The organism is Streptomyces sp. PL-29, assembly GCF_058344425.1.
On record NZ_CP136996.1, the window covers coordinates 2,920,837 to 2,938,355 of the forward strand.

Annotated in this window: 13 protein-coding genes and 1 pseudogene; 6 read left to right on the plus strand and 8 right to left on the minus strand. The window is 73.3% G+C overall.

The window, feature by feature from the left end; translation table 11 throughout:
- Positions 1–267: 267 nt before the first annotated feature.
- Both R4Z63_RS13245 and R4Z63_RS13250 read left to right on the plus strand, forming a co-directional pair.
- The gene (locus tag R4Z63_RS13245; protein WP_384453184.1) at positions 268–1,356 is read left to right on the plus strand and encodes a DNA alkylation repair protein; all 1,089 of its coding nucleotides are present in this window, start codon (positions 268–270) and stop codon (positions 1,354–1,356) included.
- 54 nt (positions 1,357–1,410) lie between these two features.
- On the plus strand, positions 1,411–1,872 hold the full coding sequence (locus R4Z63_RS13250; protein WP_384453187.1) for a hypothetical protein: 462 nt from the start codon (positions 1,411–1,413) through the stop codon (positions 1,870–1,872).
- A 52-nt stretch (positions 1,873–1,924) separates the two neighbouring features.
- On the opposite strand, the gene R4Z63_RS13255 is transcribed toward R4Z63_RS13250, so the two are convergent.
- The 5 genes from R4Z63_RS13255 to R4Z63_RS13275 form a co-directional block, all read right to left on the minus strand.
- Entirely contained in the window at positions 1,925–3,388 is a 1,464-nt protein-coding gene (locus tag R4Z63_RS13255; protein ID WP_037924953.1) for an aldehyde dehydrogenase family protein, read from the minus strand.
- On the minus strand, positions 3,385–5,124 hold the full coding sequence (locus R4Z63_RS13260) for an N-acyl-D-amino-acid deacylase family protein (protein WP_384453192.1): 1,740 nt from the start codon (positions 5,122–5,124) through the stop codon (positions 3,385–3,387). The genes R4Z63_RS13255 and R4Z63_RS13260 overlap by 4 nt, the downstream gene beginning before the upstream one ends.
- Before the next feature lie 172 nt (positions 5,125–5,296).
- The gene (locus R4Z63_RS13265; protein WP_037924948.1) at positions 5,297–6,418 is read right to left on the minus strand and encodes an LLM class flavin-dependent oxidoreductase; all 1,122 of its coding nucleotides are present in this window, start codon (positions 6,416–6,418) and stop codon (positions 5,297–5,299) included.
- A gap of 108 nt (positions 6,419–6,526) precedes the next feature.
- Positions 6,527–7,312 carry an SDR family NAD(P)-dependent oxidoreductase gene (locus R4Z63_RS13270; RefSeq protein WP_384453195.1) on the minus strand — a complete coding sequence of 262 codons (786 nt, stop codon included), beginning with the start codon at positions 7,310–7,312 and terminating at the stop codon, positions 6,527–6,529.
- 10 nt (positions 7,313–7,322) lie between these two features.
- Complete coding sequence (locus R4Z63_RS13275) at positions 7,323–8,270, minus strand: TIGR03619 family F420-dependent LLM class oxidoreductase (protein ID WP_384453197.1); 948 nt, start codon at positions 8,268–8,270, stop codon at positions 7,323–7,325.
- 405 nt (positions 8,271–8,675) lie between these two features.
- Between R4Z63_RS13275 and R4Z63_RS13280 the strand changes: the two are divergent.
- Positions 8,676–9,040, plus strand: a pseudogene (locus R4Z63_RS13280) (hypothetical protein).
- A 25-nt stretch (positions 9,041–9,065) separates the two neighbouring features.
- Here R4Z63_RS13280 and R4Z63_RS13285 read toward each other — a convergent pair.
- The gene (locus R4Z63_RS13285) at positions 9,066–9,872 is read right to left on the minus strand and encodes a hypothetical protein (RefSeq protein WP_384453199.1); all 807 of its coding nucleotides are present in this window, start codon (positions 9,870–9,872) and stop codon (positions 9,066–9,068) included.
- Between the two features lie 321 nt (positions 9,873–10,193).
- Here R4Z63_RS13285 and R4Z63_RS13290 point away from each other — a divergent pair, with 321 nt between their 5' ends.
- Positions 10,194–10,637: an NUDIX hydrolase gene (locus R4Z63_RS13290; RefSeq protein ID WP_304949887.1), complete on the plus strand. Its 444-nt coding sequence runs from the start codon at positions 10,194–10,196 to the stop codon at positions 10,635–10,637.
- An 8-nt stretch (positions 10,638–10,645) separates the two neighbouring features.
- On the opposite strand, the gene R4Z63_RS13295 is transcribed toward R4Z63_RS13290, so the two are convergent.
- Positions 10,646–11,515, minus strand: a complete 870-nt coding sequence (locus R4Z63_RS13295) for a trypsin-like serine peptidase (RefSeq protein ID WP_384453203.1) — start codon at positions 11,513–11,515, stop codon at positions 10,646–10,648.
- A 180-nt stretch (positions 11,516–11,695) separates the two neighbouring features.
- Between R4Z63_RS13295 and R4Z63_RS13300 the strand changes: the two genes are divergently transcribed.
- Positions 11,696–12,946: an MFS transporter gene (locus R4Z63_RS13300; RefSeq protein WP_384453206.1), complete on the plus strand. Its 1,251-nt coding sequence runs from the start codon at positions 11,696–11,698 to the stop codon at positions 12,944–12,946.
- A 10-nt stretch (positions 12,947–12,956) separates the two neighbouring features.
- Here R4Z63_RS13300 and R4Z63_RS13305 read toward each other — a convergent pair whose 3' ends face one another.
- On the minus strand, positions 12,957–14,189 hold the full coding sequence (locus R4Z63_RS13305; protein ID WP_037924942.1) for an amidohydrolase family protein: 1,233 nt from the start codon (positions 14,187–14,189) through the stop codon (positions 12,957–12,959).
- A gap of 130 nt (positions 14,190–14,319) precedes the next feature.
- Here R4Z63_RS13305 and afsR point away from each other — a divergent pair, with 130 nt between their 5' ends.
- The gene (gene afsR, locus R4Z63_RS13310) at positions 14,320–17,442 is read left to right on the plus strand and encodes an SARP-family global regulator AfsR (RefSeq protein WP_384453210.1); all 3,123 of its coding nucleotides are present in this window, start codon (positions 14,320–14,322) and stop codon (positions 17,440–17,442) included.
- The last annotated feature ends 77 nt before the right edge of the window (positions 17,443–17,519 follow it).

Sequence of the window (17,519 nt, forward strand, 5' to 3'; positions counted from 1 at the left end):
CGATCGCTTAATGCAAGGTTCACTCCAGCATCTCCCCGTAATTCAACAGGTCCGACCTGGGGTCTTTCATGATGCGGAAACCGCAGGCATGTCCGATTTGCACTTTTCCAAAGTTTCCCTCGTGACTTTGCGGTGCCCAGCGGTAACGCGGGATGCGGACCGGTTTGCCGTGGGCCCGCTCACCGGCCCGGCTCGTCCGGGGCGGGCCGCCCCGGACGAGCCGTCGGGGAGTCCTCGGCCGGGCGCGCGATCCGCGAGACTGTCCCCATGCCCACGGCCGATGAGCTCCTCAGCGCGGACACCGTCACCACCCTGGCCGGCCTGCTGGCGCGGGCCGGCGCCACCGGGTCCGCGCCCGCCCTGACCGCCTGCGCCACCGCGCTCGACGGGCTGTCGTACAGCGGCCGGGTCGCCGCGGTCCGCGACGCGGTCCTCGCCGACCTCCCCGAGGACTGGCCCGGCTTCGAGGCCGTCGTGCGCACGGCCCTCGCCGAGCCCGCCTTCGAGGGGTGGATGACCTTCCCCGTCAACGAGGCGGTGGCCGTCCGCGGGCTGGAGGTGTTCGAGCCCGGTCTGGAGCTGCTGCACGACCTCACCTCCCGGCTGACCGCCGAATCCGCGGTGCGGCCCTTCCTGCGCGCCGACCCCGACCGCGCGCTGGCCGTCGTACGGACGTGGACCGGGGACCCGGATCCGCACGTACGGCGCCTCGCCAGCGAGGGCACCCGGCCCCGGCTCCCGTGGGCCCCGCAGCTGCCCGCGTTCGTCGCCGACCCCCGCCCGGCCCTGCCGGTACTGGACGCCCTCCACCGCGACGCGTCCGAGTACGTCCGCCGGTCCGTCTCCAACCACCTCAACGACATCGGCCGGGACCACCCCGCCCTCGCCGTCGAGACGGCGGCCCGCTGGCTGGCCGAGCCCGCCGCCACGACGGACCGCGTCGTACGGCACGGCCTGCGCACCCTGATCAAGGCCGGCCGGCCCGAGGCGCTGACCCTCCTCGGCCACGCCCCGGACGTACCGGTCACCGTGCACGGGCCGGTGGTGACCACCCCGCGGGTCGCCGTCGGGGAGTACCTCGTCTTCGACTACGCGGTCACGAACACCGGCGAGCTCCCGGCCGAGCTGGTGATCGACTACGTCGTGCACCACACCAAGGCGAACGGCACCCGCACCCCCAAGGTGTTCAAGCTCGTCACCCGCCCGCTGGCCCCCGGCGCAACCCTGGCCGGCACCAAGCGGCACTCCTTCAAGCCGATCACCACCCGCCGCTACCACTCCGGTGAGCACCTGGTGCAGCTCCAGGTCAACGGCCGTGTGCGCGGCGAGGCGGCCTTCTCGCTGGACGCCGGATGATCACTGCGGCATGCTGCGGGGCATGACCCACGGAATCGAGTCCCACCCCGCCCGGTGAGCGCCCGCGCAGAGCGCCCGGCGCTCACCTCCCGGACGACCTCCCTCCACGACTACGCCCTGTTCCGCCACGGCATCGAGCCGGACGGGCAGGTCCCGGAGTATCTGGTCGACCACTTCGGCCTGCGTGCCGGACCGCAGCCGCGGGAGCTGCGGCTCGCCCAGGCGTACTGCACGGAGGGCTGCTGTGGCGCCCTGTACGTGACGGTTCGCCGGGACGGCGACGAGGCGGTGTGGGGCGGCTGGCGCGGCGTCGACGTGAAGGGGCGGCCGCTGCGGCTGTACTTCGACTGGCGGCTGCCCAATGACGGCAGCCCGCCGGAGGAGCGGGCGGCCGCAGCACTGCAACGGATCGAGCGGTCCGACCCGAAGGACTTCGCCCGGCTCCAGAGGGGCAGCAGCGAACTCGCTGCGGCCCTCGGCTCCACGTGGGCCGACGGGGACGATCAGGACCCGTAGCAACACGGTGCCCGGCCGGGGCCACCTGCCCCGGCCGGATCCGGCCCGCGGGCTACGTCGTCCAGACGATCGACTGGATCTCGCTGTAGGCGTGCAGGGCGTACGAGCCGACGTCCCGGCCGACCCCGCTGCGCTTGAAGCCGCCGAACGGGGCCTCCATGTTGCGGCCGATGGTGTTCACGCCGACCCCGCCCGCGCGCAGCCGCCGCGCAATGCGGAAGGCGCGCGCCGCGTCACCGGACCACACGTAGCTGAGCAGGCCGAAGTCGCTGTCGTTGGCCAGTCGGACCGCTTCGTCCTCATCGCCGTCGAAGGGGACGACCACGACGACCGGGCCGAAGATCTCCTCGCGGACCACCCGCATGTCGTTCGTGCAGTCCACGAGCAGGGTCGGGGCCACGTAGAAGCCCTTCCCGTCCCCGACCACCGGACGCTCGCCGCCGTACGCGATCCGCGCCCCCTCCTTCTTCCCCAGCTCGACGTACGACTCCACCCGGTCGCGGTGCGCCGCCGAGATCACCGGGCCGACCACCGTCCCGGCCGCCGCCGGGTCGCCGACCTTCATGAAGGACAGGTATCCGGTGAGCTTCTCGATGAGCTGCCCGTACACCGACCGGTGGACGATGACCCGGGTCGGGGCGGTGCAGATCTGGCCGGAGTAGAAGGAGAAGGTGGTGCCGATGCCCCTCACCGCCGCGTCCAGGTCGGCGTCGTCCATGACGACGGCCGCGCCCTTGCCGCCGAGTTCCATCAGCTGCCGCTTCATCGTGCGGCCGCAGACCTCCGCGATGCGCTGTCCGACGCCGGTGGAGCCGGTGAAGGACACCATGTCCACGTGCGGGGAGTCCACGGCGGCCTCGCCGACCTCCACCGACTGCCCGGACACGACGTTGACGACGCCCGCCGGGACCCCGGCCTCGTGCAGCGCCTGCGCCATCCGGAAGACGGACAGCGGGTCCTGCGGGGCCGGTTTGACGACGACCGTGTTGCCCATGGCGAGGGCGGGCGCCACCTTGCCTGCCGGGTTCGCCCACGGGTTGTTGTAGGAGGTGATGCAGGTGACCACGCCGACCGGCTGGCGGACCTCCAGCGCGCCCAGGATGCCCGCCCGCCCCATCGGGCCGGCCTCGGTGACCTGGGGCGGCAGCCCCTTCTCGACGGGCTCCAGGGCGCCCTTGGCGTACCTGCGGAAGCGGGCGACGCCGACGCCGACCTGCATGCCGCGTGCGATCCCGGTCGGCGCGCCGGTCTCCGCCTGCGCGAGGGCCGTCCACGGCTCGAACTCCCGCTGCATGATGTCGGCCGCGCGGTCGAGGATCGCCGCCCGGGCCTGCGGTGTCGTGCGCGACCAGCTGTCGAAGGCCTCGGCTGCGGCGCGGGCCGCGTCGGCGACCTGTGCGCGCGAGGCCTCGGGGGCGAGCCCGACCACCGACGCGTCGGCCGGGTTGACCACCTCGTAGTGCCCGCCGGCCGGCTCCACCCACTCGCCGCCGATGTAGAGGGGTTGAGCGGTCATCGGGTGCTCACCGTCCTCGTGTCCCGGCCCGACCGGAGCACGATGCCGGGGACCGCCCCGGTCACCTCGTCGTCGCGGACGGTCTCCACGCCGTTGACCCGCACCGAGACGATGCCGACGGCCCGGGCGTCGAGGCGGGGGCTGTCGCCGGGCAGGTCATGGACGAGGGTGGCCGGGCCCGCGTCGATCCGTTCGGGGTCGAAGAGGACCAGGTCGGCGTGGTAGCCCTCGGTGAGCCGGCCGCGCTCGCGCAGCCCGAACAGCCGGGCCGGGTCGTCCGTGAGCATCCGTACCGCCTCCTCCAGCGGCACGAGCTTGCGGCCGCGCAGGCAGTCGCCGAGGAAGCGGGTCGTGTACGGGGCGCCGCACATCCGGTCCAGGTGGGCTCCGGCGTCGGAGCCGCCGAGCAGGACGTCCTCGTGCTGCCAGGTCTCGGCGCGCAGGGCCCAGCTCGCCGGGTCGTTGTCGGTGGGCATCGGCCAGAGCACGGTGCGCAGGTCGTCGTTGGCGCAGATCTCCACCAGGCACTGGAAGGGGTCCTGGCCGCGTTCGGCAGCGATGTCGTTCACGACCCGCCCGGAGAGGCCCTCGTTCTCCTTGCTGTAGGTGTCGCCGATGACATAGCGGCCGAAGTCGGCGAGGCGGCGGAAGACGCCGGCCTCCTTGCTGTCGGCGCGGCGCAGCATCTCGGCGCGTACGGCGGGGTCGCGGAGTCGGGCGATCCGTTCGGGGACGGGCAGGCCGAGGACCTCGCCCCAGCCGGGGATGAGGTTCAGTGCGCAGAAGGTGCCGAGCGACATGTTCATGGGGGTGAGGATCGGCATGGTGAGCGCGACGATGCGGCCGCCGGCCTTGCGGGCCCGCTCACTGGGGATCAGCTGGCGCGGAACCCGTTCGGGGACGGCGGCGTCGATGGTGAGGACGTTCCAGTTCAGGGGCCGTCCGGCGGCGGCGCTCATGTCGACGAAGAGGTCGATCTCCTCGTCGGAGAACTGGTCGAGGCAGCCGGCGACGATCGCTTCGAGCTGGGTGCCCTCGTGTTCGGCGACGGCGCGGGAGAGGGCGAGGAGTTCGGCGGGCCGGGCGTGGCGGGAGGCGACGGGCGCGCCCGCGCCGTCGGAGTGGGTGGCGGACTGGGTGGTGGACAGGCCCCAGGCCCCGGCGTTCATGGCGTCGTGGAAGAGGTCGAGCATCTGCCGCATCTGCTCGGGGGTGGGCTGTCCGCCGACGGCGTCCTCGCCCATGACGTGGCGGCGCAGGGCGCAGTGCCCGACCATGAACCCGGCGTTCACCGCGATCCGGCCCTCCAGGGCGTCGAGGTATTCGCCGAAGGTGGACCAGGTCCATTCGACGCCCTCTTCAAGGGCCTTGAGGGCCATGCCCTCGACCTTGCTCATCATGCGGCGGGTGTAGTCGGCGTCCTCGGGGCGGGCCGGGTTGAGCGGGGCCAGGGTGAAGCCGCAGTTCCCGCCGGCGACGGTGGTGACGCCGTGGTTCATGGAGGGCGTGGCGTAGGGGTCCCAGAAGAGCTGGGCGTCGTAGTGCGTGTGCGGGTCGACGAAGCCGGGGGTCAGGACGAGGCCGGTGGCGTCCTCGCTGGTGCGGGCCCCTTCGGTGACGGTGCCGGGCGCGGCGATGACGGCGATGCGGCCGTCGCGTATGCCGAGGTCGGCGACGCGGGCGGGGGCGCCGGTGCCGTCCACGACGGTCGCGCCCTTGATCAGGTGGTCGAGCATGACGTCCCTTCTGCCGGTGTTCGCGGTGCGGTCGGCCTGCCGGAGCCCCGGTGCCCGCGCGTCGAACGCCGGCAGGGCCGGGGACGGCCCCGGCGGGTGGCCGCCCGGCCGGGGCCCGGTGCGGGACGGCGGTCCGGGAAGACGCCGTCCCCGTTGGTGCGCCCCGCAGGGGTCAGGCGGACTGCCGGAAGCGGGTCGTACGGTGGACCGGGTCGGTGTCGATGTGCGGGATCACGTGCTCGCCGATCAGCTTGATCGTGGTCATCGTGTCCTCGTAGGAGACGCCGGTCGGCAGGCCGAAGGAGAGCTGGTCCGCGCCCGCCTGCTCCCAGCGCTCGCACTGGGCCCTGACCTCCGACGGGTCGCCGCAGATGAGGAGCTCCTCGGCAATCAGGAGCTCGATGATCTCCGCGTTGTACTCCGGCAGGGTCTCGGGCCACTGGGGGATCGCCTCGGGCCGCGGGAAGGTGTCGTGGTAGCGGAAGACCAGCGACTGGAAGCGGTTCATGGTGGCGTTGACGGCGATCTCCACGGCCTTGTCGTGGGTCTCGGCGCAGATCGCGGTGGAGGTGACCATCACGTTGTCGTTGACGAAGGCGCCGATCGCCTTCGCCTCCCTGATGGCCGTCTTGTACTGGTCGAGGACCCATTCCATGTCGGAGACCTTCTGCACGCTGAAGCCCAGCACGCCGAGGCCCTTCCTGGCCGCCATCGCGTAGGAGGAGGGCGACCCGGCGGCGTACCACATGGCCGGGTGGGCCTTGCCGTACGGCTTGGGGAAGACCTTGCGCGGCGGCAGCGACCAGTGCTTGCCCTGGAACCCCTCGTACTCCTCCTGGAGGAACATCTTGGGGAACTCCGCGATGGTCTCCTCCCAGATCTCCTTGGTGGCGTCCATGTCCTCGATACCGGGCAGGAAGCCGAGGATCTCGTGGCTGCCCGCGCCACGGCCGGTGCCGAACTCGAAGCGGCCCCGGGAGAGGTGGTCGAGCATGGTGACCTTCTCGGCCACCTTGACCGGGTGGTTCACCGGGGCGAGCGGGTTGAAGATGCCGGAGCCGAGGTGGATGCGTTCGGTGGCGTGCGCGAGGTAGCCGAGGAACACCTCGTTCGCCGACAGGTGCGAGTACTCCTCCAGGAAGTGGTGCTCGGAGGCCCAGGCGTACTTGAAGCCGGACTTGTCGGCCTGGATGACGTACTCGGTCTCCTCGACCAGCGCCTTGTGCTCCGCCTCGGGGTCGACCTTGGACCGCGCCTCAGGCACGTATCCCTGCACGAAGAGCCCGAATTCCAAGGGGTTCACCGTCCTCTGTTTTCTGACGTTGCGTCAGATTCGATGCCCCGACTGTTCCACCGCGGGACCCGGAGCGTCAATACCTGACGCTCCATCAGACGGCCTCGGCTACAGGACGCTGACCCCCGCCATCCAGCCGCCGTCGATGACGAACGGCTGGCCGGTGATGTACGAGGAGTCCTCGCCGGTCAGGAAGAGCGCCAGCCGGGCGATCTCCTCCGGCTGCCCCACCCGCCCCATCGGGACCACCCGCCGGTAGAGCTCCGCCATGGCCTCGCGGGCCTCGTCGGTGGTGTTCGCCGGGTCCAGCAGGCCGGGATTGGCCATCGGGGTGTCCACCGCGCCCGGGCACATCGCGTTGACCCGGATCCCCCTGCCCGCCAGCTCCAACGCGGCCACCCGGGTCAGACCCAAGACGGCCGCCTTGGTCGCGGCATAGGCGCCGACGTACGCCATGCCCGTCAGGCCGGTGTAGGAGGAGGTGTTGACGATGGTGCCGCCGCCGGCCGCCTCGATCTCGGGCGCCACGGTCTTGATACCGAGGAAGGCGCCCACCTGGTTGACCTCGACCACCTGCCGGAACTCCTCCAGCGGGGTCGAGGCCAGCTCGTTGAAGCGCAGGATGCCCGCGTTGTTGACCAGGCCGTCGATCCGACCGAAGGACTCCTTCGCGGCGGCGACGGCCGCCGCCCAGTCCCCCTCCCGGCGCACGTCCATCCGCACGTACCGGGCCCGGTCCTCGCCGATCTCCTGGGCCACGGCCGCGCCCTGCTCGTCCAGCACGTCCCCGAGGAGCACCCTCGCACCCTCGGCGGCGAAGAGCCGGGCCTCCTGCTCGCCCTGGCCGCGCGCCGCACCGGTGATGACGACGACGCGCCCGTCCAGCTTGCCCATGCCCGTGCTCCTAGTCGTTGAGGTGCGGGGCCACTTCGGCCCCGAAGGCGGTGATCTGATCGACGAGCTCGGCGCGGTCGCGGCTGCGGAAACGGACCTGGATCTGGTCCACGCCGAGCGCCCCGTACTCGCGCAGGGACTCCGCGAGGGCCTCCGCCTTGCCGGTGAGGGTGCGGCGGCCGGTGTCCCAGCCGGGCTCGCCGACGTACAGCGCCTCGGTGATCGCGCCGACCTCGAAGGGGCCGGTGACACCGGCCTCCGCGCGCAGCCGTGCGATACGGGCGATCTGCTCCGGGAGCCGGTCGCGCGGGTCGCCCTGCGGGAGCCAGCCGTCCCCGCGGACGGCGGCCCGGCGGACGGCGGCGGGCGAGGAGCCGCCCACCCAGACGGGGATCCGCTCCTGCGCGGGCCGGGGCCGCTGCCCGAGATCCCGGAAGGAGAACCGCCCGCCCTCGAACTCCGGGTACTCCTCGGGCCCGAGCGCCACCCGCAGCGCGTCGAGGGTCTCGTCGAGCACGGCGCCGCGGCGCGCGAAGTCCGCGCCGAGGACCTCGAACTCCTCCGCCACATGGCCGGCGCCGACGCCGAGGATCAGCCGGCCGCCGGAGAGGTGGTCGAGGGTGGCGTACTGCTTGGCGCTGACCAGCGGGTGGCGCAGGCCGAGTATCGCCACGTGGCTCAGCAGCCGGACCCGCTCGGTGACCCCGGCGAGGAAGGAGAGGGTGGCCACCGGGTCGTACCAGACGGTACTCATGGCTCCCGCGAGGCGCCGCGGGATCGCCACGTGGTCGCAGGTGGCCAGGTAGCCGAAGCCGGACCGGTCGGCGGCCCGCGCGATCTCGGCGAGATCGGCGGCTCCGGCCGATGCCTCCCAGGGTTCGGCGTAGAGGGTGCTCTGCGACTGGACCGGGAGCTGCATCCCGTAGACCAGCCGACCTTCCGGAAACACGCGCGCCATGGCGGACCCGCCTCACCTTCGTCTGCCGATTCGTCCTGCCGGTGCCGGGCCATCGTGGTACCTGACGGATCGTCAGGCAAGAGGGAGGCGACCCGCAGCCCCCACCCCACCGAATCCGACCCACGGCGTCCGCGGATTACGGGGACGGGTACGAGTACAGGTACGGGTGCGTACCGCCCCCTTGCATCACGGCAAGGTGCACGCCCGTGGCCGACGCCACCATCCGCATCCCGAAGAAGCCAAGGACAGACTCGCCGCCCTAGCTGCCCGAGCCGCGCTGCACGCCTGGAACGGCTATGCCCGGTCCGTGTCGCAACAGCAGTACCTGGAGCACGAGTTGGACCGGCGTCTGGCGGAGGCGAGGGGCAGGTGACGGAAACGCACATCATCCTGGATGGGGCGACGATGCTGGCAGCGGGTCAAGGCAGCGCCCTCGCGTCCCGGCTCATCCACCACACACACGCCGAGGCCGGCTGGTTCCTCTACGCACCCACCTGCGCACTGGTCGAAGCCGACCGCGCCCGGCCCGGCCCGGCGGAGCACCTGGCCTCCCTGCCAGGCATCACCAACCTGGACCTCGACCCGCCCGACCGCCCGCCCGCCCGCCCGCCCGCCGCACCGACCCTCGCGCGCCACGAGACCTGGGACGCGACACACGCCCGACACGCGACCCACCCCCGCCGGAACGCCCCGACGGGACGATCGTCGCCACCACCTTCCCCAAGCGCGGGGAGGGCGAGCCGGTCGGCGTCCTGGATCTCGGCGACTGACGGCCGGCGCCGGACGGTCGCCCCGTCAGAAGCCTTCCGGACCCATCACGATGACCGGCTTCGCCGCCGGGTCCAGGGTCTCCAGGACCGTACGCATGGCCTCCTTCGGGATGCCGACGCACCCCTGGGAGGGGCCGTCGTGGTCCACGTGCAGCCAGATGTTGCCGCCCTTGGCCTCGCCGTCCGGCTTGACCGGGTCCAGCGGGGAGCGGCCCGGGCGGCGGTTGAAGTCGATGGCGACGACGTAGTCGAAGGAGCCCACCAAGGACTCCCCGTTCACACCGCGGCCGGTGGCCACGAAGGCCCGGTCCTCGTCGTACGGCAGCCGCGTGCCCGGCGGCGGCGACAGCAGGCCGCCCGCGTCGGTGAGCGCGAAGACGCCCTGGGGCGAGGTCAGGTCGCCGTACGTGCGCTCCGCCGACCAGCCCCGGGCGCCGTTGCGCGCCGGCCAGCTCGCGGCTTTGACCCAGTCCGCCCCGGCCTCGGGGCGGGTGTACAGGGCGGCGGTGGACTCGGAGGAGTCCGCCGCCCTGCCGGTGACCAGGATGAGCTGACGGGACTCGGCGGGGATCCGCGCCCGGGTCTGCTCGCTGATACCGGTCAGGCCCTGCAGGGGCGAGCGCGGGGAGTCGCGCACCACCCGGTCCACGGGCCGCGGACGGGAGTCCGCCGTGGCCCCCGCCGCGCCCGCGGCCCGGTCCGGATCCTGGGCCACGTACACCCACCCGGCCGTGAAGGCCACCAGGCCGAGCGTGGCGGCGAGGACGACGCGACGGGCCGCACGGCGGTTCGTACGGACGGGGCGGGAGCGTGCTCGGGCGTGCTTGCTCATTCACCCGACCGTACATCAACGCACCTTCAGACCTGGTTTGTCCACGATGTGCGCGCCCTATGGCCCGCCGGGAAGCGGACACGGCGGCACGGCCACGGCGGTCCACGCCCGCTCGGCGCCGCGCCCCGGGCGGCGGACCTGCCCGGGCGGCCGCCCGTGCGGCCCGCCGGTCGCCGGCGCCGGCGCCGGCGGTGGCGCGGGCGCGGACGCGGGCAGTAGCGCGGGCGGTGTCCGCGAAGCGGTCGGCTGCGGGCGGCTGCGGGCGGACGGGGAGCGGCGGGCCGGCCCCCCCGGCGCCGATCACCGACGTACCCTGAATCGATGAGGCGAACTCCACGTCACGCGGCGCGCGTTGTCATCCTTTCCCCCACCGGGTCGGTGTTCCTCTTCCGCGAGGACAACGTGGAGGTGGGCATCCACTGGCTGCCGCCCGGCGGCGGTATCGACCCCGGCGAGAGCCCCGAGGAGTGCGTGCGGCGCGAGCTGCGCGAGGAGACCGGGTGGACCGACCTGGAGCCGGAGCGCCTGCTGTGCACCTGGGAGCACGACTTCACCCACCAGGGCGTACCGGTGCGCCAGCACGAGCACATCTACCTCACCACGGGCCCGCACCGGGAGCCGGTCCTGGAGGAGCCCGGCATCCACTGGCAGTGGCTCTCCGCGCAGCGCCTGGCCACCCTGGGCGAACCGGTCTGGCCGCCCCGCCTGTCGGACCTGCTCAGGGACACCCCGCCCGAACCGGTCCACCTGGGCCTGCTGGCCTGACCCGCGCCCTAGTGTCGTGGCGTGTTGGCGGGGGCCCCGGATGTGGCCTTGGCGTAGAGGGAGGCCGCGTACTCCCCCAGCACCGTGCTGGTCGAGACGTCGTCGGTGTCCCCGCCCGTGAGGATTCCGATGATCCGGCCGTCGCCTGCGATCCACGCGCTGCCGCTGGTGCCGCCCGGGAAGTCCGCGCAGTCGAAGCGCTGCTGGGTCGCGCTCTCGCGGACGGCGGTCGCCGTGCAGGTACGGGGGATCTTGCGATCGGCGGGATAGCCGGTGACGGTGACCTCCTCACCGGCCCGGCCGGTGGTGTCCAGCACGGCCGCGCCCGTCACGTCCTCGATCTCACGGCCCTGGGCGTCGGGGGCGAGCGTGGCGAAGGCGAGGTCGTAGTCGTCGTCGGTGCCCTCGGCCCAGCGGTCGTCCTCGAAGACCTCCTCGATCTTCCAGGTGCCGTACGGGGCGGTGTCGTTGGCGTAGGCCGGCGCGAAGACCGCGGTCCCGTCGCCCTGCTGCCCGGCGAGCAGGCAGTGCCCGGCGGTGACGATGAGGTTGCGTCCGGGGCTGTGCACCACGGTGGCGGTGCAGAAGTGGTCGCTGTCCAGGCCGTTGGTGAACAGGGCGCCGGTGAAGGCGGCGGGCCCGCCGGGCGGGGGCGTGACGGCCGGCGGCAGGGTGGTCCCGGGCTGGGCGGACAGCTGCGGCTTCGGCACGTGCGAGCGCGAGGAGGCCGTGGGCGAGGGAGTGGACTGCGCGGCCCCGGCCCGCGCCGGAGCGGACGCCTCGGGGGGCGGCGCGAGCTTCGCCACCGCGGCGGAGGCGCCCAGGGCCGCCACCGCGCACAGCAGTGCCGTCACGACGTTCCGCCTGTCCACCGGCATGATGATCCTTCCGCTGTGCCCTGGCGAAGCATGCCCCGGCCGCGGGCCCGGCGGCAAGGCGCCCGACGACCCCTGTGTGACCGGCCCGTCACCGCCCGCACGGCGCCGGCTCCGCCGCGCCCGCCTGTGTAGGGCAGGTGCCCGATCCGCGCGGGCATGCCTTAGAAGCACGCTGGCACCATGCGCGATGGGGGAAGCGGACGGGTCCTGCGGGACCGCAATGCGGGCCTCTACCTGCTCGGGGTGGTGGTGTCCGGGTTCGGCACGACGGCGATGTGGCTGGTGGCCGGGGTCTGGGTGAAGTCACTCACCGGATCGGACAGCCTCGCGGCCCTGACGGTGTTCGCCCTGTGGGCGCCGGTGCTCGCCGGGCCGGCGCTGGGAGTGCTCGCCGACCGGCTGCCGCGGCGGGCCCTGCTGGTGGCCGCCTGCCTCGTGATGGCCGCGCTGCTGCCCGCCCTGTGTCTCGTCGACTCGGCCTCCCGGGTGTGGTTGCTCTTCGCCGTGCTCCTCGTCTACGGGCTCTGTGGCACGCTCCACGAGGCCGCCGAGGCCGCCCTGGTGGCGAGGGCGGTCGACGTCCGCCTCCTCGGCGACTTCAACGGGTTGCGGATGACGGCCGCCGAGAGCATGAAGCTCCTCGCGCCGCTGGCGGGCGCCGCCCTGTTCACCCGGTTCGGCGGGGCCTCGGTGGCCCTGCTCGACGCGGTGACGTTCGCACTGGCGGCGGGCCTGTTCCTGCTGCTGCGGGTGGACCGGGACGCACCCGAGCGCACGGGCCCCCGGGCGGGCGGCTTCGCCCGGGCCCTGGAAGGCGGCCGGCAGCTGTGGGGTTCACCGGTGCTGCGCCCGCTGGTGTCGGCCGCCGCCGCCGTGATGTTCCTGGCCGGGATCAACGGCGCGCTGGTCTACGCGGTCGCCGACGATGTCCTCGGCCGGCCGCCCGCCCACGTGGGGGTGCTGTACGCGGTGCAGGGTGCGGGTTCGGTCCTGAGCGGGCTGGTCGCGGGCCCGCTGCTGCGGCGCCTGCCGGCACGCGTGTTCGCGGCGGCCGGCACCGCCCTGTTCGCGCTGGGGTGCGGCGGGCGGGCGCTGCCGTACGAGGCCGCGGCCCTGGTGTGCAGCGCGCTGATCGGCGCGGGCTTGCCGTGCGTGCTGATCACCGTGCTGACCGCCGTGCAGCGCGAGGTGCCGGACTCCGCCGTGGGCCGGACCGCCGCCACCGCCAACACCCTGGTCTTCGTACCGAACGCGCTGGCCCTGGCCCTGGGCGCCGGGCTCGTCGCCCTCGTGGACGTCACGCTGCTGCTGCCGGCCGTCGCAGCGGCCGGCCTGGCCGTCTCGTTCCTGCTCGTGACCGTGCCGGCGGACACGGACACGGACACGGGCGAGGGCACGGGCGGGGTTACGGCCCGCCGGACACCGGCCTGACCGACCGGGGTCAGCCGCCCGAACCCGGTCCCGCCCACAGGCCGTCCGGGGTCAGACCGAGCAGGTCGATCGCGTTGCCGCGCACGATGCGGTCCACCGTGTCCGGCGCCAGGTGCCCCATCTGCGCCTCCCCGACCTCGCGCGACTTCGGCCAGGTGGAGTCGGAGTGGGGGTAGTCCGTCTCGTAGAGGACGTTGCCGGCGCCGATCGCGTCGAGGTTCTGCAGACCGAAGGCGTCGTCGAAGAAGCAGCCGAAGACGTGCCCCGCGAAGAGCTCGGACGGCGGACGGAGCACCTTGTCGGCGACCCCGCCCCAGCCCCGGTTCTCCTCCCAGACCACGTCCGCGCGTTCGAGGATGTACGGGATCCAGCCGATCTGGCCCTCCGCGTACATGATCTTCAGATGGGGGAAGCGCTCGAACTTGCCGCTCATCAGCCAGTCGACCATGGAGAAACAGCAGTTGGCGAAGGTGATGGTGGAGCCGACCGCGGGCGGGGCGTCCGCGGAGGTGGACGGCATCCGGGACGAGGAGCCGATGTGCATGGCGATGACCGTGCCGGTCTCGTCGCACGCCCGGAGGAAGGGATCCCACTCGTCGGTGTGCACGGACGGCAGGCCCAGGTGCGGGGGTATCTCCGAGAAGGCGACCGCGCGCACGCCGCGCGCCGCGTTGCGGCGGACCTCCTCGGCGGCCAGCCGGGCGTCCCAGAGCGGGATGAGGGTGAGCGGGATGAGCCGGCCCCGGGCGTCGGGGCCGCACCACTCCTCCACCATCCAGTCGTTGTAGGCCCGTACGCACAGGAGTCCCAGCTCACGGTCCTTGGCCTCGGTGAAGGTCTGGCCGCAGAAGCGGGGGAAGGTCGGGAAGCAGAGGGCCGACTGGACATGGTTGACGTCCATGTCGGCGAGCCGCTCGGGAACCGAGAAGGAGCCGGGGCGCATCTGCTCGTAGGTGATGACTTCCAGGGTGATCTCGTCGCGGTCGTACCCGACGGCGGTGTCGAGCCGGGTGAGCGGCCGGTGCAGGTCCTCGTACACCCACCAGTCGCCGATCGGGCCGTCGTCGCCCGCGGCCCCCATGACCGGGGCGAACTTGCCGCCGAGGAAGGTCATTTCCTTCAGCGGGGCACGGACGACGCGGGGGCCGGTGTCGCGGTACCTGGACGGGAGCCGGTCCCTCCAGACGTGGGGAGGTTCAACCGTGTGGTCGTCCACCGAGATGATCTTGGGGAAGGTCTCCATGGCTCATACGGTAGCGCTTATCTGACGAACCGTCAGCTAGTTGGTCCGGGATCGGTCATGGACGGGCTGACGTGTGCGCGCAGACAGGGCAGACTGACCCTTACACCGACGGAAGGCAGGGGGACGACAGATGGACGGCGTACCGGCCATCCCTCACCCGCGCAAACACCCCGAGGCCCGTGCGGCTGCCGCCGCGTCCGAAGCCGGCACCGCCGCCCGCCCCACCGGTCCCGTACCGCCGACGGTCGCCGCCGCATCCGGCGAGAGGCACGCCACCACCGCAAGCGGCACCACCGGGCCTGCCCCGACCGCCGAGACCGCCGAGACCGTCGCAGGCGGCACGGCGGGCGAGTCGCGGTTCGCCGTCCTCGGGCCCGTACGCGCCTGGCGGGGCGGCGAAGCCCTGCCCTCCGGCACCCCCCAGCAACGCGCCCTGCTCGCCGCACTCCTGCTGCGCGACGGCCGCACCGCCACCGCACCCGAACTGATCGACGCCATCTGGGGCGAGGACCCGCCGCAGCAGGCCCTCGCCACCATCCGCACCTACGCCTCCCGCCTGCGCAAGGTCGTCGCCCCGGGCCTGCTCGTCACCGAGTCCGGCGGCTACGCCATCCGGCTGCGCTCCGCAGCCACCCTCGACCTCGGCGTCGCCCGAAGCCTCGCCGCCGACGCCGAGGGCGCCCGCGCCGCCGGGGACCGCTCCCTCGCCCGCACGCTCCTGGCCCGCGCCCTCGACCTGTGGGAGGGCGAACCCCTCGCCGGGGTCCCCGGCCCGCACGCCGAGACCGAGCGCACCCGGCTCGCCGAATGGCGCCTCCAACTGCTGGAAGCCCGCCTCGACCTGGACCTGGAGGTCGGCCACCACGCCGAGGCCGTCTCCGAGCTCACCGCCCTCACCGCGGCCCACCCGCTGCGCGAACGGCTGCGCGAGCTGCTCATGCTCGCCCTCTACCGCAGCGGCCGACAGGCCGAGGCCCTCGCCGTCTACGCCGACACCCGCCGGCTCCTCGCCGACGAGCTCGGCGTCGACCCGCGTCCCGAACTGGCCGCGCTCCAGCAGCGCATCCTGAACGCCGACGCCGACCTGGCCCGCGCGGAGGACCCCGCCCCGGCAGCCACCGCCACCCAGGTGAGGCCCGCCCAATTGCCCGCGACCGTACCCGACTTCACCGGGCGATCCAGCTTCGTGACCGAGCTCGGCACGATCCTCTCCGGGGGCGCCCAGGACCAGGTCATGGCCGTCTCCGCGCTCGCCGGCATCGGCGGCGTCGGCAAGACCACCCTCGCCGTCCACGTCGCCCACGCCGCCCGCCCGCACTTCCCCGACGGCCAGCTCTACGTCGACCTCCAGGGCACCGACGCCCGCCCCGCCGAGCCGGAGGCCGTGCTCGGCTCCTTCCTGCGCGCGCTCGGCACCCCCGACACCGCCATCCCCGACTCCCCGGCCGAACGGGCCGCCCTCTACCGCTCCACCCTCGACGGCCGCCGCGTCCTGGTCCTCCTCGACAACGCCCGCGACGCCGCCCAGGTCCGCCCGCTGCTGCCCGGCACCGCCGGCTGCGCCGCCCTCGTCACCAGCCGGGTCCGCATGGCCGGCCTCGCCGGGGCGCATCTCGTCGACCTCGACGTGATGAGTCCGGAGGAGGCGCTCCAGCTCTTCACCCGCATCGTCGGCGAGGAAGGCGTACGCGCCGAACGCCAGGCCGCCCTCGACGTCGTCGGCGCCTGCGGCTTCCTGCCGCTGGCCATCCGCATCGCCGCCTCCCGGCTGGCGGCCCGCCGCACCTGGACCGTCTCCGTCCTGGCCGCCAAGCTCGCCGACGAACGCCGCCGCCTCGACGAACTCCAGGCCGGCGACCTCGCCGTCAAGGCCACCTTCGAGCTCGGCTACGGCCAGCTGGAACCGGCCCAGCAGCGCGCCTTCCGCCTCCTCGGCCTGGCCGACGGCCCGGACATCTCGCTGTCCGCGGCCGCCGCCGTCCTCGACCTGCCCGAGTACGACACCGAGGACCTCCTGGAGGCCTTGGTCGACTGCTCCCTCCTCGAATCCGCCGCGCCCGGCCGCTACCGCTTCCACGACCTCGTCCGCCTCTACGCGCGGGCCTGCGCCGAACGGGACGAGCAGCCCCCGAGCGAACGCGAGGCCGCCCTGGACCGCCTCCTGGACTTCTACCTGGCCACCGCCTCCGGGGTGTACGCCCTGGAACGCCCCGGCGACCGGCTGCCCGCGCACCTGTCCGACACCCACTACCCCGGACTGGTCTTCGCCGAGCCGCGCGCCGCCCTGGACTGGCTGTACACCGAGGCAGGTCCGCTGCTGGCGTGCGTACGCCAGGCCTCCGTACGAGGCGGCGACTCACCGGTGCTGCGCCGGGCCGTCGACCTGCTGTGGGCGGCCAAGGACCTGGCCGAATCGGGGGCCAACTCCAAGCAGTACGAGTCGGCCGCGGCCGCCCTGCGCGACGCCGCCCAAGCCGCCAAGGACCCCTACGCCGAGGGCCGCGCCCGCACCACCCTGACCAACGTGCACCTGGTCGCCGGCCGCTTCGCCGAGGCCGACGACGAAGCCCGCCAGGCCACGGTGCTGGCCCGCGAGGCCGGAGACCCGCTGCCCAGCTGCTGGGCGCCCAACGACCGCGGGATCATCGCGCTCTACGAGGGGCGGAACGCGGACGGCGAGCGGTACCTGCTGGAGGCCATCGAGAACTTCCGCGCCGACGGCAACAACGTCGGCGAGGCGAGCGCCCTGTGCAACCTCTCCCGCATCCACGTGGAACTGGGTCGCCTCACCAGCGCCATAGACCTCGCGCAGCAGGGCATCGCCATCTACGACCGGATGGGCCTGTCCCTACGGCTGGCCAACGGCCGCTACGCGCTCGGCATCGCACTCACCGAGGCGGGCCGGCTCGGCGAGGCCCTCACGCAGCTCACCGAGGCGCTGGCGCTCTTCCACGACAACCGCCAGCCCCTGTGGGAAGGGGTCACCCACTTCCGGCTCGCCGTCGCCCATCTCGCGGCGCGCCGGCCCACCCTGGCCGCGGCGCACGCCGAGCAGGCCATCGCACTGCGCGGCATCGGCGGGGAGTGGCGGCGCGCGACGGTGCTGACGGTGCTGGGCAAGGCGCTGCGGCGGCTGGGGCAGACGGACCGGGCGCGGGCGTGCTGGCGGGACGCGGAGGCGGTCTTCCAGCAGCTCGGTTCGGCCGAACTGGCCGAGGTGCAGACCTTGTTGGCCACAGAGATTGCCGCCTGACCTGCGAAGACGCCGGTTGAACGAGGCGTTCATCGTTCGTTTATCGCCGAACGGCACGATAGGTGCATCGACCCGGT